General features: G+C 40.3%; 22 protein-coding genes and 1 pseudogene. 15 read left to right on the top strand and 8 right to left on the bottom strand.

Annotated features, from left to right (window positions below; translation table 11 throughout):
• The first annotated feature begins 553 nt into the window (after window positions 1-553).
• From KV40_RS19145 to KV40_RS19100, 11 genes are all read left to right on the top strand, one after another.
• Complete coding sequence (locus KV40_RS19145) at window positions 554-1,375, top strand: DUF1206 domain-containing protein (protein WP_253274316.1); 822 nt, start codon at window positions 554-556, stop codon at window positions 1,373-1,375.
• Window positions 1,376-1,411: 36 nt separating this feature from the next.
• Complete coding sequence (locus KV40_RS19140; protein ID WP_072013845.1) at window positions 1,412-2,206, top strand: hypothetical protein; 795 nt, start codon at window positions 1,412-1,414, stop codon at window positions 2,204-2,206.
• Window positions 2,207-2,377: 171 nt separating this feature from the next.
• The gene (cax, locus tag KV40_RS19135; RefSeq protein ID WP_036484831.1) at window positions 2,378-3,496 is read left to right on the top strand and encodes a calcium/proton exchanger; all 1,119 of its coding nucleotides are present in this window, start codon (window positions 2,378-2,380) and stop codon (window positions 3,494-3,496) included.
• A 245-nt stretch (window positions 3,497-3,741) separates the two neighbouring features.
• A complete protein-coding gene (locus KV40_RS36270) occupies window positions 3,742-4,188 on the top strand; it encodes a hypothetical protein (protein WP_216595641.1) in 447 nt (148 codons plus the stop codon).
• A 22-nt stretch (window positions 4,189-4,210) separates the two neighbouring features.
• Window positions 4,211-4,879, top strand: coding sequence for a Fe2+-dependent dioxygenase (locus KV40_RS19125; protein ID WP_036484830.1), 669 nt, complete (start codon window positions 4,211-4,213; stop codon window positions 4,877-4,879).
• Window positions 4,880-5,023: 144 nt separating this feature from the next.
• Window positions 5,024-6,172 carry an imelysin family protein gene (locus KV40_RS19120; protein WP_081942891.1) on the top strand — a complete coding sequence of 383 codons (1,149 nt, stop codon included), beginning with the start codon at window positions 5,024-5,026 and terminating at the stop codon, window positions 6,170-6,172.
• Between the two features lie 24 nt (window positions 6,173-6,196).
• Window positions 6,197-7,594, top strand: a complete 1,398-nt coding sequence (locus KV40_RS19115; RefSeq protein WP_036484829.1) for a di-heme oxidoredictase family protein — start codon at window positions 6,197-6,199, stop codon at window positions 7,592-7,594.
• Window positions 7,595-8,050: 456 nt separating this feature from the next.
• Entirely contained in the window at window positions 8,051-9,643 is a 1,593-nt protein-coding gene (locus tag KV40_RS19110) for an iron uptake porin (protein WP_081942890.1), read from the top strand.
• Window positions 9,644-9,984: 341 nt separating this feature from the next.
• On the top strand, window positions 9,985-10,584 hold the full coding sequence (locus KV40_RS19105) for a superoxide dismutase (protein WP_036484828.1): 600 nt from the start codon (window positions 9,985-9,987) through the stop codon (window positions 10,582-10,584).
• A gap of 82 nt (window positions 10,585-10,666) precedes the next feature.
• Window positions 10,667-10,813, top strand: a complete 147-nt coding sequence (locus KV40_RS35060) for a hypothetical protein (RefSeq protein WP_156114086.1) — start codon at window positions 10,667-10,669, stop codon at window positions 10,811-10,813.
• Between the two features lie 64 nt (window positions 10,814-10,877).
• Complete coding sequence (locus tag KV40_RS19100; protein WP_081942889.1) at window positions 10,878-11,084, top strand: hypothetical protein; 207 nt, start codon at window positions 10,878-10,880, stop codon at window positions 11,082-11,084.
• 207 nt (window positions 11,085-11,291) lie between these two features.
• Here KV40_RS19100 and KV40_RS19095 read toward each other — a convergent pair.
• Both KV40_RS19095 and KV40_RS36760 read right to left on the bottom strand, forming a co-directional pair.
• Window positions 11,292-11,553 (bottom strand): annotated as a pseudogene (locus tag KV40_RS19095) (hypothetical protein).
• A gap of 83 nt (window positions 11,554-11,636) precedes the next feature.
• Window positions 11,637-11,786, bottom strand: a complete 150-nt coding sequence (locus KV40_RS36760; RefSeq protein ID WP_253274314.1) for a hypothetical protein — start codon at window positions 11,784-11,786, stop codon at window positions 11,637-11,639.
• Window positions 11,787-12,168: 382 nt separating this feature from the next.
• Between KV40_RS36760 and KV40_RS19085 the strand changes: the two genes are divergently transcribed.
• Together KV40_RS19085 and KV40_RS19080 are read left to right on the top strand one after the other, a co-directional pair.
• Window positions 12,169-12,468, top strand: a complete 300-nt coding sequence (locus KV40_RS19085; RefSeq protein ID WP_172657314.1) for a FeoA family protein — start codon at window positions 12,169-12,171, stop codon at window positions 12,466-12,468.
• Window positions 12,458-12,715: a ferrous iron transport protein A gene (locus tag KV40_RS19080; protein WP_036484825.1), complete on the top strand. Its 258-nt coding sequence runs from the start codon at window positions 12,458-12,460 to the stop codon at window positions 12,713-12,715. Before KV40_RS19085 ends, KV40_RS19080 begins: the two co-directional genes overlap by 11 nt.
• 95 nt (window positions 12,716-12,810) lie before the next feature.
• On the opposite strand, the gene KV40_RS19075 is transcribed toward KV40_RS19080, so the two are convergent.
• Window positions 12,811-13,461 (bottom strand): SOS response-associated peptidase, encoded by a 651-nt coding sequence (locus KV40_RS19075; protein WP_036484824.1) that lies wholly within the window; start codon window positions 13,459-13,461, stop codon window positions 12,811-12,813.
• 289 nt (window positions 13,462-13,750) lie between these two features.
• On the opposite strand from KV40_RS19075, the gene KV40_RS19070 reads away from it, so the two are divergent.
• The gene (locus tag KV40_RS19070; protein WP_036484823.1) at window positions 13,751-14,311 is read left to right on the top strand and encodes a Dps family protein; all 561 of its coding nucleotides are present in this window, start codon (window positions 13,751-13,753) and stop codon (window positions 14,309-14,311) included.
• A 9-nt stretch (window positions 14,312-14,320) separates the two neighbouring features.
• On the opposite strand, the gene KV40_RS19065 is transcribed toward KV40_RS19070, so the two are convergent.
• From KV40_RS19065 to gatA, 4 genes are all read right to left on the bottom strand, one after another.
• Window positions 14,321-15,091 (bottom strand): alpha/beta fold hydrolase, encoded by a 771-nt coding sequence (locus KV40_RS19065; protein WP_036484822.1) that lies wholly within the window; start codon window positions 15,089-15,091, stop codon window positions 14,321-14,323.
• Between the two features lie 558 nt (window positions 15,092-15,649).
• Window positions 15,650-16,369 (bottom strand): pyridoxine 5'-phosphate synthase, encoded by a 720-nt coding sequence (locus KV40_RS19060; RefSeq protein ID WP_036484821.1) that lies wholly within the window; start codon window positions 16,367-16,369, stop codon window positions 15,650-15,652.
• A gap of 202 nt (window positions 16,370-16,571) precedes the next feature.
• Window positions 16,572-18,161 (bottom strand): phosphoglycerate dehydrogenase, encoded by a 1,590-nt coding sequence (serA, locus tag KV40_RS19055; RefSeq protein WP_036484820.1) that lies wholly within the window; start codon window positions 18,159-18,161, stop codon window positions 16,572-16,574.
• A gap of 360 nt (window positions 18,162-18,521) precedes the next feature.
• On the bottom strand, window positions 18,522-19,988 hold the full coding sequence (gene gatA / locus KV40_RS19050; RefSeq protein WP_036484819.1) for an Asp-tRNA(Asn)/Glu-tRNA(Gln) amidotransferase subunit GatA: 1,467 nt from the start codon (window positions 19,986-19,988) through the stop codon (window positions 18,522-18,524).
• 273 nt (window positions 19,989-20,261) lie between these two features.
• On the opposite strand from gatA, the gene KV40_RS19045 reads away from it, so the two are divergent.
• Entirely contained in the window at window positions 20,262-21,608 is a 1,347-nt protein-coding gene (locus KV40_RS19045) for a glutamine synthetase family protein (protein ID WP_036484818.1), read from the top strand.
• A 237-nt stretch (window positions 21,609-21,845) separates the two neighbouring features.
• On the opposite strand, the gene KV40_RS19040 is transcribed toward KV40_RS19045, so the two are convergent.
• A complete protein-coding gene (locus tag KV40_RS19040; RefSeq protein ID WP_036484817.1) occupies window positions 21,846-22,469 on the bottom strand; it encodes an exopolysaccharide biosynthesis protein in 624 nt (207 codons plus the stop codon).
• Between the last annotated feature and the right edge of the window lie 238 nt (window positions 22,470-22,707).

Genomic DNA, 22,707 nt, shown 5'->3' with positions numbered 1-22,707 from the left:
AAATTCAATATCGCTCAAAGGAAATTAAAATTCATCATCCTTTTGATAGTTTTACCGTTTTTTCTAAAATATTACCTGACTTTCAAAAGACACTGAAGCTAATAGTTTTATTAGCTTATAAACATCCTAAAATTTTGTATTTTAAAAAATACTTTGACTATTAAAGTAATTTAGATAACTATTAAATTATTTATAAACTACTAACTTGTCAATTTTATAGTTCTATATTTTATACCAATCTCCAACCAAATGAGAGAAGTTCTATAGTCTGTTTTCTATACCCTATGCTGAAAATGTACTCTCTTAGATCGAGTATGAATGCTATATTAAAACAATAAAATTTTAGATTGCCCTTATTTATAATAAATAGCGATAATTTTAAGTCTATTTGATATTTACCTTACCTCGAACATTAATTATAATTGTTTTTATAGATAAATATAATTTAACAAATAAATTATTTGGCATTTTTAAATAAATTTCGTTTTTCTATGAAAAATATTACTCAAATCTTCTATTTGCTCGAATCAACCTTTTTGACCGTAGAAAGAGAATGAAGTTGAAGCAGTTGTTAAAGCAGGCAATTAATCATCCTTGGATAAAACAATATATTATGATTGGCTATGCGGCGAAAGGAACCGTGTACTTATTTATCGGTATCCTGGCAATACAAGCTGCTTTGATTTCTAACCGCCAGGCTTCGGGAACCTATCTGGCTTTAACTTTTCTGACACGCCAACCATTTGGCAAATTCTTTGTTTGTTTGTTAGCAGTTGCTTTAGGTGGATATGTCTTGCGGAGATTATTTCAAACCATATTAACTCCAGGAGAGACTAATCCCTGGAGTTTAAAGTGTATTTTTCAACGCCTCGGCTATCTCATGAGTGGTTTGAGCTATGCTGGCGTAGCTTCTTCTGCTTTCAATATTGTTATCGAACTGGGAGAAGATGACGATATGATTGAAGATTTGACAAACCAATTATTTGACCAAGCTTTAGGAGAATGGTTGATTCTGTTGGGAGGAATTGCCGTAATAACTATCGGTATTGGTTATGTTTATGGAGCTTATACTGGTTCTTATATAAGTGATTTTCAAAAGCGAGATATCGACCGAGAGCTGGAAAAATGGGCTACTCGCATTGGTAAATTAGGGGTAACTTCTAGAGGTATAGCTTTTATTTTAATTGGGGTCTTATTAATTGAAGCTGCTATTGCTGGCAACTCAGAGTTGGCAGGGGGACTGGAAAATGCTTTAAGTGTAATAGCTACTAAACCTATGGGATGGTTATGGTTGAGCTTAATCGGTCTTGGTATGATTTGCTACGGACTATATATGTATGTAGCTACTATCTACCGACGGTATGCAGTTAGGTAATGAGATAGCAAGCAATGAGTTATTGATTTTGTGTTTATGGGTAAGCGTTTAGCGGTGGAAGTTACTAGAAAATTGTTAGTTAAAGCAATCTCCATTATTGCTATTACAATATCAGCTTGTGCCAATCATTCTCCATCGGCGATCGACACCAGCGGTTTAGTAGAGGTGGCTGACATAACTCAAAATATAGAAAGCTATATCGGGCGATCGGTGCTGGTGCGCAATGATATTATTGAAACAATAGGAGAAAGAGGTTTTATTTTAGATAAGGATCGCGCTTTTGCTGGCGATAATATTTTGGTTATCAGTATATCTAATCTGCCTTTTGAACTTACCGAAGAAAACACTCCCGAAGTTTTGGTCGGTGGCAAAGTAGAACGATTTACCTTAAGCGACTTGCAACAGCGATACAATTTAAATCTCGACTCTAACCTTTATACTCCATACGAAAACGAGCCTGTAATTATTGCTGAGTCGCTGATACTTTCCCCAGATCCTGAAGATTTGACTAAAAATCCTGAAGCTTACTATAACAAACCATTAGCGGTTGAAGGAGAGCTAGAGGATTTAAAAAGCTATGGCGTATTTGAACTCGATGAAGAACAAGCTTTTGGTGGTGAAGATTTAATTGTGGTACAGCCCAAACCTAGAATTAAACTCAAGCAAGAACAGATGGCAATTGTCTATGGTAAATTACGTCCATTTATTGTTGTTGAATTAGAACGAGACTACGATTTAGGTTGGGATTTGTCTGTTCGTCAAGAAATTGAAGCGGAGTATTCTCAAAAGCCTGTTTTGGTTGCCGACAAAATTCAACTGTTAAAACCTTGATATTGAGTAACTTAAAGCGAGGTTATTCGTACTAGATTTATATATTAGGTTCTTTCTCTTTACTTTAATTTAGAGTAAGGCAGAAATCTAATTAAAGCCTGCTTCGATCGCCAAGTTTTTAGCGAACGTGCTATTACAGTTTAAGATACTAGCCAAATTAAGTAGAAATATATGCTCAATAAAGACACGATTTTTCTAGTTTTGTTGCTGTTTATCCCCGTTTCCATTGCGGCGCATTTTCTTGAATGGGGTGAGACAACCGTGTTCATTACTGCTGGATTGGCGATTGTTCCCTTAGCGGGTTACATGGGTACTGCCACCGAGGAAATTGCTGTAGTAACAGGACCCAATTTAGGTGGATTGCTTAATGCCACCTTTGGCAATGCTACAGAACTAATTATTGCCTACATAGCTCTCAAAGAAGGATTAATTGAGGTGGTTAAAGCAACCATTACTGGTTCAATTGTGAGTAATCTCTTGCTGGTAATGGGCTTTTCTATGCTGTTAGGTGGTTTGCGCTACAAAGAACAAAAATTTCAATCTACTGCCGCTCGTCTCAATGCTTCTACCATGAATCTGGCAGTAATTGCTATTTTGTTACCAACAGCAGTGGAATATACTTCTTCAGGTATTGGAGAAATTACCTTACAGAGATTGTCGGTAGCAGTAGCAGTAGTTTTAATTTTGGTATACGTGCTGACGCTGCTATTTTCGATGAAAACTCATGCTTATCTTTACGATGTAGGAGTTGCTGAATTTGATGAAGCAGACATGGTAGAAACTGAGGTTGAAACCTCAAAAACTGAGGAAAAACCAAATGTCTGGTTTTGGATCTTTATCTTACTATTGGTAACAATTGCCGTAGCTGTAGAGTCGGAACTACTAGTTGATTCTTTAGAAGCAGCTACTACAGAACTAGGTCTGACTGCTTTGTTTACTGGGGTGATTTTATTACCAATTATCGGTAATGCTGCCGAACACGCCACAGCCGTAACTGTTGCTATGAAAAATAAAATGGATTTATCAGTGTCGGTTGCGATGGGTTCTAGTATGCAGATTGCTCTATTTGTCGCGCCAGTATTGGTCATCTCTGGCTGGATAATCGGTCAACCAATGGATTTAAATTTCAATCCTTTTGAATTGGTAGCAGTTGCAGTAGCAGTGTTGATTGCTAATTCTATTAGTTCTGACGGTGAATCTAATTGGTTGGAAGGTAGCTTGTTGCTGGCAACCTATGCCGTGTTGGGATTAGCTTTTTACTTCCATCCTGTAGTAGCAGGAATGGCTTAGGTGACTTAATTAAAGTACTTTATTAATCAGACGCAAAGCAAAAAAAGCTCACTCAAAATTTGCTTGTTGGTGGTCGGTCGCTAATTTAAAAGATCGTTTGACCATCGCTTGTATAACCCCACGTTGCTTGGGGTTATTTTTTTTGGTTTTAAAATTAATTAGATTAGTCTACTTATTTAGATGTTGACATTAATTTTCAATAATAGTAATCTACATTCTTATCAAGAATAATTATCAAATTTAAAATGAAAGCAATCGAATTATTTTTAGCTGTGGGAGCGGCTACTGCGGTAGGAACTCAAGGTATTGGTTATGCTACCGAATACAACACCGAGTCAGAAATCAATGAAGTAAATACTGTATCTGAATTATTTACTCAAGATAGTACGATTATCGCTCAGAACCAAGGCGGTGAAGGCGGTGAAGGCGGTGAAGGTGGCGAAGGTGGTGAAGGTGGTGAAGGCGGCGAAGGCGGCAGTAGTGGTAAGGTTAGAACCTTTGAACCTACTGGAGAAACCAACGTCACTACTGAAGAAGAAAATAGCCAAGGCAGCGAAGGTGGGCATGACATGAACCAAATGCAAGGTGGTGAAAGTGAACATGACATGAATCAAATGCAAGGCGGCGAAGGCGAACATGACATGAACCAAATGCAAGACGGCGAAGGTGGTGAAGGGACTACTTCTAAGTAATTTTTACCGAAGTATAGAGTGAATGATTTTTTCCATTCCTAATGTTTTGTCACTAGAGGAATTAACTGAGATTGAGATATTTCTCAAACAAGCAGAGTTTGTAGACGGTAAATTAACCGCAGGTTGGCATGCTAAATTAGTCAAACACAATCAGCAGCTAAAAGGAAATCTTCAAACCCAGGGGCTTAAAGCCAAAATAGTAGCGGCTTTAAAGCGCAATGCTTTGTTTCAAACGGCTGTTCGTCCGAAACAGATTCATTCGCTGTTATTTAGCCGTTACGAGCCTGGAATGTCTTACGATCGCCACATCGATAACGCCTTGATGGGAAACGATACAATGTGGCGATCTGACCTATCTTTTACCTTGTTTCTCAGTTCCCCTACCGACTATCAAGGAGGGGAATTAGTCATTGAAGAAGCGCAGGACGATCGCAGCTATAAACTAGATACTAATTCAGTAATTATCTATCCTTCTACTACCTTACATCGAGTCAATCCCGTTACTGAGGGAACCAGACTAGTAGTAGTTGGTTGGGTGCATAGCCTAATCCGCAACGCGGGCGATCGCGAAATTTTATTCGATCTAGAAACCGCTCGTCGGAGTATATTTGCTAGTGCGGGTAAAACCCCAGAATTTGACTTAATCTCTAAAAGTATCGCCAATTTGTTGCGAAAATGGGCTGATGTTTGAGGAAGACAAATTACAAATTCTGCAAAAATAATTAATAATTACTTGCAACAATAGTAAAATATTTTCTCGAACGGTTATTTAAAGAAAAAAGGAAGATAGGACTGACATTCCTATACTTCCAATTACGTACACAAAACTAAAGCTATGTTATCAAAAAATCGCCAGCGAAAAAGGTTGACGACAGGCAAACATAGGTCGCTCTTCATCTCTATTGCTTTGGGCGCAATCGCTTTTAGTAGCAGCATATTTGCTCCTATAGTAATTGCTGAATCGGCTACAAAAGCTGAAACCAAAGCCATAGCTCTTGAAGCAGTAGCCACCAGCTTTGCCGATTCAGTGGTAATTCCTACTTATCAGCAGTTGGTTGAAAAATCTAGCGAATTAGAACAAGCCATAGAGACATTTACTAGTAATCCTACCGATGAAACTCTACAGACAGCTAGAACTACCTGGCTAGAAACCCGCTATCCCTGGGAACAAAGCGAAGCCTTTGCTTTTGGTCCTGCCGACTCTTTAGGCTACGATGGGGACTTGGATGATTGGCCCGTAAATCAAACCGATGTCGCCGCAGTTTTAAATAGTGGCGATTCGTTAACTCCAGAATATGTAGAAAGCTTGCAAACTACCCAAAAAGGTTTTCACACTATCGAACTGTTGCTTTTTGGTACCGATAACGATAAAGTTGCTGCCGATTTTACAGCTAGAGAATTGGAGTTATTGCAAGTATTAACTACTGCCTTTCACCAGTCGGCTACAGAATTAGCCACAAGCTGGAGTGAAGGCGTACAAGGTTATCCCCCTTATCGTGAGGTGTTGGCAACGGCAGGAGACAGCAGCAATCCAGCATATCCTACAGCCGATGCGGCGGTTGAAGAGATCGTCCAGGGCATTATTGGCTGTTTGGATGAGGTTGCCAATACCAAAATTGGCGAACCCTTGGTAACAGGAGCGAGTGAAACATTTGAAAGTCGTTTTAGCCATAGCTCTTTAAATGATTTTCAAAACAATCTGCGTAGCGTAGAAAATGCTTATTTGGGCAGAATTTCTGAAGACTCCAATAAGGCTCAAACAAGTCTCAGCGATTTAGTTGCCGCACGACAACCTCAATTGGACGAGCAGGTAAGACAAGAGTTAGCAGCAGCAATATCGGCAGTAGAGGCAATTCCCGAACCTGTAGAGACTAAACTTAATGATGCCAAAACCACAGCTCAGATGAAAGCAGCTCAAGCAGAAATTTTGACCTTGTTTTCGACTATGCAGGAGCGAGTATTACCTTTAGTTAGTCAACAATAAACAGTTAATCAGTTATCAGCTAAAATGGCAATTTCTAGGCAACTGCGCTATCGATCGCTAGTATTTTTTATCTGGTTTGTAGTGTCGGCAAGCATTAGTATTTTACTTACGCAATTTATCGGTTTGTCACCCCTCGATGCCCAAACTCTGGCTGGAGGTGAAACTACAGTAGCCAATCGTACTTCTAGTGCTTACGAACAGCCATCTGCTGGTTTGACTGAGGACAATTTCGCTCGCCATCGAGAAGGGGATATTGCTTTTGAAGCAGTATTTGTAACTCCGCCAGCCCAAGTCAATCCTGGTTTGGGACCTTTATTTAACAATACTTCCTGTGTTGCCTGTCATATTCGTAATGGTCGCGGTTTGCCAGAAAAAGGACAGATACTAGTTAGGGTTAGCGATACCAGAGATTGGAATATCGACACCACTGTCGATCCGCAGCAGTATAACTTAGAAAGCAGTGCCAAAGCAGATAACGCTCCTGCCGTACCTGGTTTGGGTACGCAAATTCAAGACTATGCCGTTTATGGCGGTACTCCCGAAGCCAAAGTAGCAATTAACTGGCAAGAAACAACGGGAAAATATGGCGATGGAACTAAATATACTCTGCGATCGCCCGTAGCTAAAGTTACTCTACCTAACGGTGATTCTCTACCATCTAATGTGCAAACTTCCCTGCGGCTTCCCCCTCCCGTTTTCGGTTTGGGTTTGATTGAAGCCCTACCAGAGTCAGAAATCGAGCGACTAGCCGATCCTGAAGATCTTAATAAAGACGGTATCTCTGGTCGTCCCAATCGGGTTTGGAATGTAGAAAAGCAAACTACAACTTTAGGTAAGTTTAGCTGGAAAGCCAATAATCCGACTTTAAAACAGCAAACTGCTTCGGCTTACGTCAATGACATGGGCGTAACCAATTCCTTGTTTCCTAATGAAGATGGTTTGATGGAGATCGACGAAAAAACTTTAGACGATGCTACTTTTTACGCTCAGACCCTAGCCGTTCCCGCTCGAACCATGCAGGATAAGCCCGAAGTCAAGCGTGGGGAAAAATTGTTTCAAGCCCAATGTGCTACCTGCCATGTTGCTACCCTGCAAACGGGAAACTATGAAGTTACGGAGTTATCTAATCAAACCATTCATCCCTATACAGATTTGCTGTTACATGACATGGGAGCAGAACTAGCAGACAACCGACCCGATTTTTTAGCTACAGGAACTGAATGGCGCACTCCTCCTCTGTGGGGAATTGGCTTAACGCAAACCGTACTGCCCTATTCTGGTTTTCTCCATGACGGTCGCGCTCGCACCTTTGAAGAAGCGATTTTGTGGCATGGCGGCGAAGCAAAAGCCTCTCGCGAAGCCTTCCGCAAGATGAATAAGAGCGATCGCGAGGCATTAGTTTGGTTTTTACGTTCTTTGTAAATTGCATTTAGTTTGATTTTAGTTTTTAGATATCTGTTTAAGGAAACAGGGAATAGGCAATTAGGCAATAGAGAGATGCCGAAAATCTCTAAATCTCCAAAGTTTCTATTTACCTCGCTAACTCGTAGCCTCGTCTCCCCGTCTTCCTTCACTTCCCCTACCCTGGGATGAGGATTTTGTATCTATTGAAATTAAGGTAGTATTTGCTGCAAAGCGAAAGAGTGAGTAAGGCAGACAAATAAAGAGCATTTATGGCAATTGCCGATAACTAGAAAAAATTTGCTCACCTTACGATTTTAGATATCTGTTGGGGACGAGGTTTAATTTGAGGCTATTCGGCAGGAGCGATCGCCTGAAGTCTCAGGTTGTTATTAACGTGAGGTCACAAGAAACAAATTTACTTTCTACTTCCTACTTTCTACTTCCTACTTTTTATTTAGTGTGAGGATAAAAAAAATGAATAAGTTTTGGTTGACTACTCCAGTAATTTTAGGAACAATATTATCTGGAACGAATGAGGCGATCGCGCAAACTCCAGATGTTTTAAAACAGATCGAACAATACGAACGAGAAGGACAACTAAACCAAATCGACCAGGTAACTAACGTCAACCAGTTGCGCGACGTTTCACCCACAGATTGGGCTTATGAAGCTCTTAGAAGTCTTGTAGACCGCTATGGCTGTATTGCAGGGTATCCCAATCAAACTTATCGCGGTAGCCAAGCTTTGACTCGTTATGAATTTGCCGCAGGTTTAAATTCTTGTTTGAATCAGATCGAGCGTCTGATTGCTTCTTCTGAGGCAGTTTCTAGAGAAGATTTAGATACTATGAGCCGTCTGGCACAAGAATTTGAAGCAGAGTTGGCAACTTTAGGGGGCAGAATTGATAACATCGAGAGTCGCACCGCATTTTTAGAGGACAATCAGTTTTCTACCACTACCAAACTAGCAGGAGAAGCAATTTTTGCTTTGGGTGGAGTAGTTACTGGAACTACCAATGATGGCGAAGATGACATCGATAACTTTACGGTTTTTGGCGATCGCGTCCGCTTGGAATTAGAATCTAGTTTTACGGGAGAAGATTTACTATTTACACGTTTATCTACGGGTAACTTTCCCGACTTTGCTGAAGAAACCGAGACTTTTCAAGGCAACTTAGCTTTTACTCAACCAGATGATAACGACATCGCTTTAGAAGTCTTGTTTTACACTTTTCCCCTTACAGAAAGCACCAATATTTTTCTCGGTGCCGCAGGTTTAGCTGCTGACGACCTTGCCAATACGGTTAACTTCCTCGATGGCGATGGCGGCTCGGGCGCGCTTACTGCTTTTGGTACCCGCAACCCTATCTATTTATCTCCAGGGGAAACGGGTTTGGGGATCGTGCAAAATCTCGGTGATAAGATTGAAATCAGCGCGGGTTATCTAGCAGGTGAAGCTAGCGATCCTAGCGACGGTAGTGGTTTGTTTAATGGCTCCTATAGTGCCTTGGGACAGGTTTTATTTACCCCCATTGACAGCCTTTCTGTAGCTTTAACCTACGTACATGCTTACAACCAAAGCGACACGGGAACGGGAAGCAATTTAGCCAACCTGCAATTTTTTACCGAAGGCTCTGTTGGCGAAGCAGTACCCACAATTAGTAATTCTTATGGTGTAGAAGCTTCTTTTGCCCTGAGCGATCGCATCATTATTGGCGGTTGGGGTGGTCTACAAAAGGTAACTAGCCTCTCTACTCTCGACGGACAGTTAGAACGCGGTACGCAAGACGTTTGGAACTGGGCAGCTACTCTAGCTTTCCCCGACTTGGGTAAAGAGGGAAACGTAGCAGGAATTATCGTCGGCATGGAACCTTGGGTAACAGAATCTAGTATCGATACTCTAGGAGATAATGAGGATACTTCTCTACACGTCGAAGCTTTTTATCAATATCAGTTTAACGACAACATTGCCGTTACTCCTGGGGTAATTTGGATAACCGCACCCGATAACAACGATGCTAATGACGATTTAGTAATCGGTACGATTCGGACTACTTTCACTTTTTAATAAAATCGGTTTTTGAATATAAACGAGGCGAACTAAAACTCGCCTTTTTTTTGTCTAAAAAAACACACAACTAATATCATTAGCAACGCAAAAAACTGTTATTAAATTCAATTGTTATTAAATTCAATATTGAAGCAGGGTTGAACCGAACTAGTCTGACTTCAAACCTTTGTCTTCCCCCTCCTCGGGATGAGCATTTTTTATTTTTAAAAACTACGATATTATCACAAATGGCATTGAGAATAAGCTTGCTATCTGTTCTGCCGATTACTTAAATAGCAGACAGCATTATTCCCAATATTTTGCCACGATAATTTTTTACAGCGAGAGAACTAGAAACAATGAGTTACGAATTACCATCTCTTCCTTACGACTACGCAGCTTTAGAACCATCGATTTCTAAGAGTACTTTAGAATTTCATCACGACAAACATCATGCTGCCTATGTTAGTAAATACAATGATGCCGTCAAAGGAACGGAATTAGATAGCAAATCTATCGAAGAAGTTATTACAGAGATCGCTGGAGATACTAGCAAAACTAGTTTGTTTAATAATGCTGCTCAAGCTTGGAATCATACTTTTTATTGGCAATGTATGAAACCAAATGGTGGTGGTACACCTACGGGGGAATTAGCGAAAAAAATTGAGGCTGACTTTGGTAGTTTTGATGAGTTTGTTGAAGCTTTTAAAAATGCTGGAGCAACCCAGTTTGGTAGTGGATGGGCTTGGTTAGTTTTAGATGGAGATACTCTAAAAGTCAATAAAACGCTCAATGCCGATAATCCTTTAACTAATCACCAAGTTCCTTTATTAACGATGGATGTTTGGGAACATGCCTATTATCTAGATTATCAAAACAAAAGACCAGCTTATATCGATGAATTTATCGGTAAATTAGTTAACTGGGATTTTGTGGCTCAAAATCTAGCTGCTGCATAAGCAAAAAGTTAAAACTAAGCGGATATTTTGAAACAACACACTTTATATCCGCTCTCATTCATGTTTAAAAAAAAATAAAATCATGACTAAATCTAAAAATTCACGAATTTGTAGCATTTCTCAATGGCAATCAAACAAAATGAGACAGATAATTATCGATCGCTGGCAAGAAACTTGGACGGTTGTTGAGAATAGAAATAAATCTAGAAAAACTCGTTTAAGGCGCTAATTCAATCGAATGAATAGTCGCTCGCTCTAGCACTCTCAACTTTATGTTTCGCTCGACAACAATAATGAATCCTAATTATCCTCAAATTATTCTTTCTTTTACTTACCGTGGTTATAAAGTAGAAATAGATCGCGACGAATTGAATGGAAATTGTATTTATGCAGCCTGGGTAAATCACGAACGAGGCTGCGCCGTTGCGGTTCCTATTGCAACGACTACCATAGATGCTATTCGTCGATCTAAGCAATGGATAGACAAAAAATTGAAGTAAATCTAGAGCAAGGACAAGAAAAATTTAGTCAAAATATGCTGTGTGAGAACAACTATAATTGCTCTTACTTTGATTATCATTAATGTCGATAGACTAAAATAAATTCAATCCTATGTGTTAATAATCTGTGAACTGAGTTTTAGTAATAATCGCGATCGCATTAATAAAAAAAGAAGAGAGACAGGCGATCGCTTCTAACTAATCTTTTTATAATAAAAGCAATTCATATTCATCATGAGTGCCAATCCATACCCAGTAAAAATCATCACCTTTTTTGAGAGCTAAAGCACGATAATTCTGAGTAATACGAATAGCTCCGAGATTTTTGCCTACTTTCTTAAAATGCAGAGATGGATGAGATTGGTTTTCTTGCCAAATCCAGCAGGCTTTACGGGCTTGTTTTTCGATCTTCAATGGTAATTCGGCATATAAATAAATTTCAAAATTCAGACGTTGTCAAGGACTTCATCTAAATCTCTCACTTGGTTAGCTTCAATTTCAGATTCAGCCTTGGCAATAAATTTATCCAGTTTTTCCTGTTGATAAATCAGTTTACATTTGTCTATCCCAAGCATCATCACGGAGATCGCGAGCTTTTCTGAAACACAGAAAAGACGTGTCCTCAAGATATTTATTTAACCAACCTGCTAATTGACGAGCTTCTGCTGTTGGTAGTTCTTTAATGGCTTGTTCGATTTCCAATCGAGTTTTCAGTTCGAGTAGATTTCTTTAACTATACAGATAATAGCTCAAGCACATTTAGGAAAATTACCGCGACTATAAAGCGATCGCAATATGCTTCAATGTTGCAACTCATATCCCTGCGATCGAGAATTAGTCTACAAATTTATTCAAAATTATTGTCAATAACCTGAGATCGCGGTATATATATAAAAGTCATAGTTAAATAAAAATTACTTTCAATAAGCCAAACAGTTTGCCACTCGCTCCTTATCGTCAGTGCTAGCAGCTACTCAACCCTAGATAATTCTCTATTAATTGCTACTTTATGTTCTATTTCAACTTATTGCCCAAAACTCAAAAAAGTAAGGGGCGAACGCCAAAACTTGTTTTTGTTGGAGGAATGTCTGACAATTTTGAGTCAGATGAAATTCAAGCTTTAAATCTTCCTGTCAATAACTTTTTTCTCAACACGGCTCGAACTAAAGACTGGGTAGAAATCACTCAAATGCGCGTAGACAAAGACACCTTTAGTTATCTCCAAAATCTGGGACTGAAACCAGGAACTGCCGCCGAAATAATCAGCCAAACAGCTAGCGGTTCGGTAGTCGTCCGCCTCAATCGTCAGCAAATTGGATTGGGTGCAGACATTGCTCGCAGATTAATCGTAACTTTTACTAACAAGCAAGATAATGAAAATTGAAACTAGTATTAGAGAATTATCTAAAGGTACGGTAGGAATAGTAGTTGGCTACGATCGCACCTATGGTGGTTATATAGGCAGGTTACTTGTCAAAGGTTTGACACCAGGAACGGCTTTTATTGCTCTTGATGCCTCTCATCCATCAGGATACAGCGAAATTATTTTGCCAAATAAAATTATCAAACTTTCAAAGCCCGAAGTCGATGCTCTTTGCGTCGAACCAGTAACTTATGAAGAAAGACAGTAACATCAGTGAAAGCAATCAAGCAGTGAAAGCAGTGAAATCAGAAAGTTCAAAGCTAATTTTTCTGTTTTCCTAAAACCTAAATTACTTTCTACTTTTTACTTTTTACTTTCTACACACTCTGGTTTGTCATTGCGAGGATTGTTAACCAATTTGCTAACCTGCCGTAGTTCCATTGCTGCTGCTGCATAAGATTGCAACAAATTTTGTGCCTCGTTTTCATCACCACCGAGCCAAGTTTGATAATCATCAGGAGCGATAATAACGGGCATTCGATGATGAACTTCTGCCGCCAGATCGTTGGCTTTGGTAGTAATAATCGTACAGGAAGCGATCGCTTCACTTCCATTACCCTGCCAGTTTTCCCAAAGTCCTGCAAAAGCAAATAATTTACTGTTTTTTAAACTAAAATAATACGGCTGTTTGTTGTTCGACCATTCATAAAAGCCAGTGGCAGGAATCAAACAGCGACGTTGTTTGAATGCCGTTTTAAATGAAGGTTTGCTGTCTACTGTTTCGGCGCGAGCATTAATTAAATTGGCTTTCCACTCATTGAGATCTTTTACCCAGTGGGGAATTAATCCCCAGCGCATTAGTTTTAGCTGTCTGGTATTTTCATCTAGAGCGATCGCTGGTATGGTTTGACTGGGAGCAATATTATAACGAGGCTGTAAAGACTCTGGCTGTTTTACCTGAAAGTGTTGCCAGAGTTCATCTGTAGTAGCTGTAAGGGTATAGCGTCCGCACATAATCTAAATTTTCATTACTTTTTAGTATAAGTATACTAAAATAATTGCGATCGCCTCATTATTTACAGCGGTTTTCGCGCTTAGGTAGATTACATTTAGGTATTAGGCAAGAGGTATTAGATTTAGCTCAATGTCTTAATGTTTTCTTGTACAGCTATAGTATGTATTTAAGGGTTGCCATTGGAAAAACCGAAAATGTTTATCATTAAACTACTAAAATTATTAATGTAAATAGTTAGTGGCTTGCGGTATATTATCAATAAGTTCACTTAAATGAGAATAAAACATTATGTCTACAAATACAGGTTTGCTACGTCCTTTCGGTCATGTAGAAGATAATCCCATTCTGCTCGAAAAAAATGTCACCGAACCAGTTTGCGAGGGCATGAATGCACTGTTGGCAAGCTTTCAGGGACTGTATTTGCAATACCAAAAACATCATTTTGTAGTTGAAGGTTCGGAATATTATTCCTTACATGAGTTTTTTAATGAAAGTTACGAAGAAGTTCAAGAACACGTTCACGAATTAGGAGAAAGATTGAATGGTATCGGTGGAATTCCTGCCGCTACTTTTGCCAAACTAGCCGAACTATGCTGCTTCGACCAAGAGTCAGACGGAGTATTTAACGAGCGACAAATGGTAGAACACGATTTGGCAGCCGAACAAGCAATTATTAAATTGTTACGTTCGCAAGCTTCTCAGGCAGAAAGTTTGGGCGATCGCGCTACTCGCTATCTGTACGAGCAAATTTTACTTAAAACCGAAGAAAGAGCCTATCACCTACAACACTTCTTAGTTCACGATAGTCTGACCCTGGCTTTTGTCAACGGTAACGGTAACGGCAGATAGACTTAATCTTTAGGACAGTTGTTCGCACGTCTCCTTCCGAACTTTGGTTTGGGAGGAGACATTTAGTTTAGCTAGACTATCCCAAAACTTAATTATCTGTCTGCTGGTTTTATCGGGAAAGAAAAAGTGAAAAAAGTGACATCCCTGGGGGCATTCCCAAATAACATCGTACTCTCGGAAGTAACTCAGCCAGCCACTCAAACTATTAAAGTCAATTATGCTGTCATGTTCGCCACCGCAGACCATCATTGGAGCGATTACACCGCCAGTCGGAAGTGACACTTGCTGATAGAGAGAGTGCGGCGAAGGAGAAGTTTTTAAGTCTTGCTGAAGAATTTTAATCAAACCCTTCGTATTGTAGCGATTTTGATAGCCAAATAATTTTTGTACCATTTGCGCCAAGACCAAATTTTGACTGCATGGCAGTAGTTTTCTAGAGGCGTAATAATGCGCCTGCCAATCTACGGCAGGGTGATAGCCTACTCCTAATAGGGTTAGAGATTTTACTCGATGGGGATATTTACGAGCGTAAAGTAGTCCTAGCAGTCCTCCCGTACCGTGACCAATTAAGTTTACTGGACGAGAAAGATTTTTTAAATAGTCGTGTAGCAACGAAAGAGCAATATCTAAAGAGCAAGGTTCATCAAGCTCCTGTTGATATTCCCAGCAGGCGATCGCTTCCAAGCGAGTCAAACAGCGCAACAGCCGTTGATGAAAACGCTTGAAACTGGGATTGGCATCGATCCAGACGGTTTGAACGGTTTGAATGGTAATAGACATTTTAGATTCGTTTCATCGATCGCATTGATTAATTGAGAAAAAGGGAAAGTTAACTCGTTTGCTAGACTTTGCTAACTTCCCCCCTGAGAGGAGAAAACAAATTGAAGATTGAATTCGATTGGTTACAGTGCTAAGTAGTTGGCTTAAAAGCTTGGATGTAGATACATTAAATTCATCATCTACTAATTTAAGCGTTTTTGTTTTTTTATCTAATGATAAATATTTGCAATTGATTGAACTAAAAAAAATCTAGCAGCGACCGAGCGATCGCTATTACGATTATTTATAGCTTAAACCGTAAATAAAACTCAATTCAACAATTCTGTATTTAGCTTACACGAAAAAACTGCTTATTGAAAATAATTCTCTTTTAAGCTTAAAAATTTTTAAAAGTTTCAATGGGCGATTGGCTCTGTTAGTTTGTCTAGATCTAATTGGTGGTTTGAGATGGGCAGAGGAGCAAGGGAGCAAGGGAATTTCTGAGCTATGATATCCCTCTGCTCTCCGCTCCCAAGCAAAGCGATGCACTGTTTTCTCAAAATAAAAGCAGGAGAGATATTAAGATAAAATCTTGAGATACTCTTTTACCGTCTGAGCAAAACCCATTTCCAATGCCTCGGCGGTTAAGGCATGACCGATAGATACTTCTAAAATATTGGGGATCGTACAAAATTTACTCAAATTATTTAGATTTAAATCGTGTCCCGCATTGACTCCTAAATTTAATTCTGCGGCTGTGACTGCAGCTGCTTGGTACTGTCCAAACACCGACTCTAAATCTTTATCTTCCCGAAACGCGGTAGCATAAGGCTCGGTATAGAGTTCGATTCGCTCTGCACCAGTTTGCGGTACCAGCTTAATTTGCTCTGGATCGGCATCCATAAATAGACTAACGCGACTGCCAAGGCTTTGTAATTCTCTAACTACAGAGATCAGGCGATCGCTATCTGTAGTTAAATTCCAACCGCTATCGGAGGTAAATGTATCGGGAGCATCGGGAACGAGAGTACACTGAGTAGGTTTTACTTCACGCACGATCTCCATAAAAGAAGTTTCAAAAGGATTGCCTTCGATGTTAAACTCTACCGTTAGCTGTGAAGCTAAATCGTACACATCTGATGGTCGAATATGTCTTTGGTCGGGACGGGGATGAACTGTAATCCCATTGGCACCTGCATCAATGCAAATTTGCGCCATTTTGGTAATGCTTGGAATACCGATATTACGAGTATTTCTGAGTAGAGCAACTTTATTAAGATTAACGCTGAGGTTAGTCATTACAATAATTTAACTAATATATTCAACTAACTAAATAATTATGCTTTCGAGTAACGAGCTTGACTGGCTAGCCGTATTTGGCTACATCAGCATTACGCTATTTGTGATGTGGAAAGTATTTTCCACTAATACTAAATAAAAAGTAAGTGGAGAATAACACTCTCCACTTATCATTTTTTGCATTTATATAAATACAAATGCACTAAGTTGAAAGCTGAACCGTATAGGCATCTCTAATGCCATCTACTTTAGTAATCTCGCGCAAGATACCTTCTGGAAGCGGATCGTCGAGGCTGAGTACCATTACTGCATCTCCCCGTACGATTTTTCGTCCTACCTGCATACTGGCAATATTAACGTTGTAGCTACCCAACAGCGAACCTATTTTACCGATAATTCCTGGCATATCTCGGTGTAGGGTAAATAACATGTGGTTATTGGGAGGAACGTTAATCGGAAATTCATCGAGGCTAGTAATGCGAATTTCGCCATCACCGAGCAAAGCACCAGTAACTGAATGATTGCCGTTAGCACCTCGTGCCTCAATGTGTAAAGAACCTCCCGAATAATCGCGGGTAGCAGCATCTTTGGTTTCAATTACTCTGATACCTCTTTCTTTCGCCTCAATTGCCGCATTGACGTAATTTACCCGCTCTCTTAAAGCCTGAGATAACAATCCTTTTAAAGCACCGACCACTATAGGCTGACTGTCGTTGTTAGCCAGTTCTCCTTGAAGGCGAATATTTAACTGCTCGATTCTACCGCCAGCCAATTGTCCAGCCATAGTCCCCAAAGTTTCTGCCAAACTCAGATATGGTCTGAGTTTTTCCATGACATCGGGGTTTAGTCCTGGAATATTAACCGCAGTACGGGCGGGTAGTCCTAATAAAACATCTCTAATCTGTTCGGCAACATCGACGGCAACATTTACCTGAGCTTCGGCTGTAGATGCTCCCAAGTGAGGAGTCAAAACCAAACTAGAACCAAGTTCGGTTAGAGGCGATTCTCCTAAAGGTTCTTCAGCATAAACATCAAGTGCCGCACCACCAATTTTACCTTCTTTAAGAGCCTGGGCTAAAGCTGCTTCGTCAATAATTCCCCCGCGAGCGCAGTTGACAATTCGTACTGTTGGCTTCATTTTAGCCAGGGCTTCAGCATTAATTAGGTTAGCCGTTTCGGGGGTTTTAGGAATATGTAGGGTGATATAGTCAGATTCTTGAAACAGTAAATCTAAATCTACCAGACTACAGCCCAGACGCTCGGCTCTATCTGTCGAAACAAAGGGATCGTATGCCAGTAACTTCATGCCCATAGCTCGCCCTACTTTAGCTACATGCGCCCCAATTTTTCCTAAGCCGACTACTCCCAAAGTTTTTTTGTAAACTTCGTTGCCAACAAACTTTTTACGTTCCCATTTACCGTTTTTAACCGACTGGTTAGCATCGGGAATTTGTCGCGATAGAGACAACATCATGGCTAGAGCGTGTTCGGCAGCAGCAATAGTATTTCCTTCTGGAGAATTGACTACTACAATACCCTGGCGAGTAGCGGCTGCAACGTCGATATTGTCTACTCCTACTCCCGCACGTCCGATAATTTTTAATTTGGTACCAGCTTCAATTACTTCTTGAGTAACTTTAGTACCAGAACGCAGCATCAAAGCATCGTATTCGGGAATAATTTGGATTAATTCTTCTAGTGGTAGTTTGGTTTTAACATCTACCTCGGCTACTTGGGAGATAATGTCTATACCTATCTGGTCGATTGGATCGGAAACTAAAACTTTTGCCATATTCATTTATGTATTATGTAATCTAAATATCTGTCTTGGTTTTAAAATTACTCTCTTAACTGAAAGAGATTTTTATAGTTGGCAGCTATATATTGGCGACCCTCAATGTCTTACAAGCTTCGATTTTAGGCGCGAGCGACTAATAAGCTTCTAGTTAAACAAACATATTGGCACGCAGTAAATTATTGTAAAGGGAAAAGTAACTACAATTCCTCAATCCTAGAAAAAATTTTTAATCGATCGCCGAGAAAACGCAAGAGATTTACAAGAGGGTTAGGCGTTAGGCACTAAATAAATAGTAGAGCCGAGATAATTACCCATTACCTATTACCTATTACCCCCTGTTATCTGCTGCCCCTATTACTCTAAAAGTTGCGGTTCGTTTTTGTGCCATTCTGTAGACTGTTCGTAGGCATAAGCTACATTAAACAAAATATCTTCTCGCAGTACGTTACTAATTAGCTGCATACCAATAGGCAATCCTCCTTTGTCAAAGCCACAGGGAATGCTAATACCAGGCAAACCTGCTAAATTGACAGGAATAGTCATTAAATCTAATAGATACATGCCTAGAGGATCGGTAGATTTATCTCCTGCTTTAAAAGCAGTGGTAGGAGAAGTAGGACAAACTAAAACGTCTACCGATTCAAAAGCGCGATCGAAATCCTGTTTGATTAAAGTGCGAACTTTTTGCGCTTTTAGATAGTAGGCATCGTAATAACCAGCAGAAAGCGCGTAAGTACCTAACATAATTCGCCGTTTGACTTCTTTGCCAAAACCAGTAGCGCGTGTATCGGTATACATGGAAAGTAGATTATCCGCTTCTTGCCGCAAGCCGTATTTCACCGCATCATAACGAGCCAGATTTGCCGAAGCTTCTGAAGGAGCAATAATGTAGTAAGCTGGCAACCCATAGCGAAAACGCGGACAGGAAATTTCTGTAACTTCTGCGCCCAAAGCTTCTAATTGAGCGATCGCGCCTTTAACTGTCTCGGCTACCGTAGCATCCAGTCCTTCGCCAAAGGTTTCACTAATCACGCCAACTTTTAAGCCATCCATAGATTTAAAGTCGGGCTTGAGGTATTGAGTATAGTCGGGAATATCGACTTTTAAACTGGTAGAATCATTTTCATCGTATCCTGCGATCGCACCGAGTAAAATTGCCGCATCTTCTACATTACGGGCAAAGGGACCAATCTGATCTAAAGAAGAAGCAAAAGCCACCAAGCCAAATCGCGACACCAAGCCGTAAGTCGGTTTCATCCCCACCACGCCACACAAAGAAGCTGGTTGACGAATAGATCCCCCCGTATCCGAACCTAGAGAAACTACACATTCTCCTGCCGCTACTGCCGCCGCCGAACCGCCAGACGACCCCCCTGGAACCCGTTCTAAATCCCAAGGATTAGCAGTAACCTGAAAACTAGAATTTTCTGTCGAACTGCCCATCGCAAACTCATCGAGGTTGGTTTTACCGACAATAGTCGCCCCTGCTGCTTTAATTTTTTGGGTTACTGTAGATTCGTAAGGTGGCACGAAGTTGGCTAAAAACTGAGAAGCGCAGGTAGTTTTAATCCCCTTGGTACACATATTATCTTTGATCCCGATGGGAATACCTTCCAACAGTCCGATAGACTCTCCTGCGGCAATTTTGGCATCTACTTGTTTGGCATTTTCTAATGCCAGGTCTTCTGTTACCGTAATAAAAGCACGTACTTTAGGGTCTAAAGCTGCAATACGCTCTAAAGCTTCCTGGGCAATTTCTACTGCCGAACGTTCTTTGCTGACTAACTGCTGATGTAACTGTTTGATATTAGTTGAGTACATCAAATTTTCTTGATTTTAAATAGCTACAGCAATCACTATATCGAGAAATATAAGTACTGGGGAGTAAAAAAAATTGTCTCTAATATTAAAATTGAGTTTACAAGCGATCGCGCTAATTGTTAAATTTAATTGTTATTACTCGCAAGTCTTATTTTGTTTCTGCTTTTAGTACGCTTAAAATTACAACATTATTTAATGAGGTTTTAGGCGATCGCCTAAAACCTCATTAATGCTAGGAGATTAAATTAAATTAATTACAATCCTTTTCTGGCAATGGCTGAAAAGATTAAACTTAAAGAAGTCAGAAAAACCCTCCAGCAAAGCGGTGTCAAATTTGTCCGCATTCTTTGGTGCGATAATGCCAATATTATTCGTGGCAAAGCCGTACATATAGATATGCTCTCTCATTATTTCGAGCATGGCGTGGGTATAGCCGCAGGACAGCAGGGAGTGCCTGTAATGTATGATGCCGTTATGCCAAAATCGGGTTTGAGTCCTGTGGGGGAAGTTCGCTTAGTGCCTGACTGGTCGAGTTTGAAGCTGTTGCCCTACGCACCTGGTCATGCACGGGTAATGGGCGATATGGTACTTAACGGAGTTCCCTGGTCGCTGTGTCCTCGTAATTTTTTAAGACAAACTCTGGCAGCAGCCAAAAGTCAGGGATTGGAAATTAAAGCAGCATTTGAAAATGAATTTTACTTACTAAGGCAAACAGCTAATGGTTTGAAACCTGTCGATTCAACCGTTTTTGCTTTTAGTCAGGCAATGGATCTCAATCGTGAAGTTATCGATGACATTGCTTCCTCACTTATCGCGCAAGAAATACCCGTAGAACAGTATTATCCCGAATCGGGTCCAGGACAACAAGAAATTTCCGTCCGCTATACCGATGCCTGGCATGCGGCTGACTGGCAGATTGCCTTTAGGGAAACTGTAAAAGCGATCGCCCGTAAGCACGATCTTGCAGCTTCTTTTTTACCAAAAATCTTTCCTGATGCTGCTGGTAGCGGGTGTCACGTACACTTTAGCCTGTGGCGAAACGGAAAAAACCTACTCCCCGATAGTACAGGTATCTGCGGTTTATCTAAAACAGCTAAAGAATTTATTGCCGGGATCTTACATCATCTACCATCATTGATGGCACTGACAACACCAAGCGTCAACTCCTATCGCCGTCTACTTCCTCAATGTTGGAGTGGTGCTTTTCGCTGTTGGGGTTTGGATAACCGTGAGGCAGCGGTACGAGTACCAAGCGATCCTACTGGCTACCCCACGCATATTGAGTTAAAAACAGTAGATGCCTCTGCTAATCCCTATCTAGCATTGGGTGCTGCGATCGCTGCTGGCTTAGATGGGGTGCAAAGAAATTTAGAACCACCGCAACCACTATCTGTAGACCCAGGAAGCTTGAGCAAAGAAGAACTCTCCAGTCAGGGAATCGAACGATTACCTGCTAATTTAGGAGAAGCGATCGCTCGTCTCCGAGATAACGATTTACTTTTAAAGGCTTTAAATCCAGAATTATCTCAAGCTTTTTTAGCCGTACGAGAAGCCGAATGGGAAGCGATGCAAGATTGGGAACTAGATCGAGAAGTAAACCTACTGTGGACGCGGTACTAATAAACTTTATTCATGCACGAATCTAGAAATAGTGAGAATGAAGTCAGGAGCGGTGCGACCCCCTCAAGCGTTCGTTACTTACTGTAAGGGAACGCGCACTTAAGGAGTCAGGAGTTTTGGTTGTGTCTCTAAAAAAATGGAATTGACACCAACTAGCAAGCTGATGCACCTCAATAAATAATAAAGATGCTTTTTGGTTAGAGGAGATTAGCCGTAAGTGTTTTTGTCATATTTAAGTTATTTTGCCAATGACTCTCTAATAATATCGAGCAGGCTCGAACCGCCCCAAATAATGGCAATAAAGATTGAAATTGAAAGCGTTGCACCTAGAGCGCAAACCAGCAAACCAATGAGGCTAATTATACCGTCGTCTTCAAACAAGCCCAAGCCCGTTACAAAAATGCCCATTGCAGGTAGAGTATTAGTACCAGGAATGGGAATCATCATCGAAATTGACATTAGAGCGATCGCCACACCAATCAGAACTTTACCACCAGGACTAGTACAAATATAAGTAAGACGAGGTGTGGTTAGAGCTTCAATTCTTCTCAACCAGGGAGTCCCCTTAGTAATAAATTTTTGTACCGTAGTTAAAGGCATCGAACCTTTGATAATTTTCTCTGGCAGCCAGGGGCGATCGCGACCTAAAATAAGCTGTATTGCCAAGAAAAACATCGCAATACCAAAGGGAATTGAGTAACCAGGAGCGGGGACTGGTAAAGCCGAAGGTAAAGCTAAAATTACAAATAACAAGCCGAATATACGCTCTTCAGTCAAAGCAAAGATATCGCCAAGAGAGACTTTTTCACCTCTAGCTTCTTCAAAAAAATAGCGATTGAGTTCGACAGATAGTTTAGCCATAAGAAGATTATGTTGCGATCGCTGGCATTATTTCATACAAGAATATCATAATAAACAACAACGTTATTACTGCGGTAACTAATTTCTATGATTACCACATAGGCAACAAAACAGTAGATTCTTAGCAGTTTGAACGTTTCTATATGCCTCATGATATTAGTCGTGCTGGTAGCAAAGGGTTACTAACAAGCATTGCTAAAAGTAAGCCAGTTAGACAAAAGCCAGTCAAGTTAAAGGA

It is taken from the genome of Myxosarcina sp. GI1, from assembly GCF_000756305.1.
In the GTDB taxonomy this organism is placed as follows: domain Bacteria; phylum Cyanobacteriota; class Cyanobacteriia; order Cyanobacteriales; family Xenococcaceae; genus Myxosarcina.
Note: the sequence above shows the minus strand (reverse complement) of the source record. Positions and strands in the feature narration are given on the sequence as shown.

Excerpts from the sequence above, each read along its gene's own strand:
- KV40_RS19040 (WP_036484817.1), bottom strand. The coding sequence starts at position 22,469 with ATGGCTAAACTATCTGTCGAACTCAATCGCTATTTTTTTGAAGAAGCT.
- KV40_RS19100 (WP_081942889.1), top strand. The coding sequence starts at position 10,878 with ATGAATCCTAATTATCCTCAAATTATTCTTTCTTTTACTTACCGTGGT.
- serA (WP_036484820.1), bottom strand. The coding sequence starts at position 18,161 with ATGGCAAAAGTTTTAGTTTCCGATCCAATCGACCAGATAGGTATAGAC.
- KV40_RS19065 (WP_036484822.1), bottom strand. The coding sequence starts at position 15,091 with ATGTCTATTACCATTCAAACCGTTCAAACCGTCTGGATCGATGCCAAT.
- KV40_RS19120 (WP_081942891.1), top strand. The coding sequence starts at position 5,024 with ATGTTATCAAAAAATCGCCAGCGAAAAAGGTTGACGACAGGCAAACAT.
- gatA (WP_036484819.1), bottom strand. The coding sequence starts at position 19,988 with ATGTACTCAACTAATATCAAACAGTTACATCAGCAGTTAGTCAGCAAA.
- KV40_RS19125 (WP_036484830.1), top strand. The coding sequence starts at position 4,211 with ATGATTTTTTCCATTCCTAATGTTTTGTCACTAGAGGAATTAACTGAG.
- KV40_RS19080 (WP_036484825.1), top strand. The coding sequence starts at position 12,458 with ATGAAAATTGAAACTAGTATTAGAGAATTATCTAAAGGTACGGTAGGA.
- KV40_RS19045 (WP_036484818.1), top strand. The coding sequence starts at position 20,262 with ATGGCTGAAAAGATTAAACTTAAAGAAGTCAGAAAAACCCTCCAGCAA.
- KV40_RS19060 (WP_036484821.1), bottom strand. The coding sequence starts at position 16,369 with ATGACTAACCTCAGCGTTAATCTTAATAAAGTTGCTCTACTCAGAAAT.
- KV40_RS19110 (WP_081942890.1), top strand. The coding sequence starts at position 8,051 with ATGAATAAGTTTTGGTTGACTACTCCAGTAATTTTAGGAACAATATTA.
- KV40_RS19070 (WP_036484823.1), top strand. The coding sequence starts at position 13,751 with ATGTCTACAAATACAGGTTTGCTACGTCCTTTCGGTCATGTAGAAGAT.
- KV40_RS19085 (WP_172657314.1), top strand. The coding sequence starts at position 12,169 with ATGTCTGACAATTTTGAGTCAGATGAAATTCAAGCTTTAAATCTTCCT.
- KV40_RS35060 (WP_156114086.1), top strand. The coding sequence starts at position 10,667 with ATGACTAAATCTAAAAATTCACGAATTTGTAGCATTTCTCAATGGCAA.
- cax (WP_036484831.1), top strand. The coding sequence starts at position 2,378 with ATGCTCAATAAAGACACGATTTTTCTAGTTTTGTTGCTGTTTATCCCC.
- KV40_RS19105 (WP_036484828.1), top strand. The coding sequence starts at position 9,985 with ATGAGTTACGAATTACCATCTCTTCCTTACGACTACGCAGCTTTAGAA.
- KV40_RS19140 (WP_072013845.1), top strand. The coding sequence starts at position 1,412 with ATGGGTAAGCGTTTAGCGGTGGAAGTTACTAGAAAATTGTTAGTTAAA.
- KV40_RS36270 (WP_216595641.1), top strand. The coding sequence starts at position 3,742 with ATGAAAGCAATCGAATTATTTTTAGCTGTGGGAGCGGCTACTGCGGTA.
- KV40_RS19075 (WP_036484824.1), bottom strand. The coding sequence starts at position 13,461 with ATGTGCGGACGCTATACCCTTACAGCTACTACAGATGAACTCTGGCAA.
- KV40_RS19145 (WP_253274316.1), top strand. The coding sequence starts at position 554 with ATGAAGTTGAAGCAGTTGTTAAAGCAGGCAATTAATCATCCTTGGATA.
- KV40_RS19115 (WP_036484829.1), top strand. The coding sequence starts at position 6,197 with ATGGCAATTTCTAGGCAACTGCGCTATCGATCGCTAGTATTTTTTATC.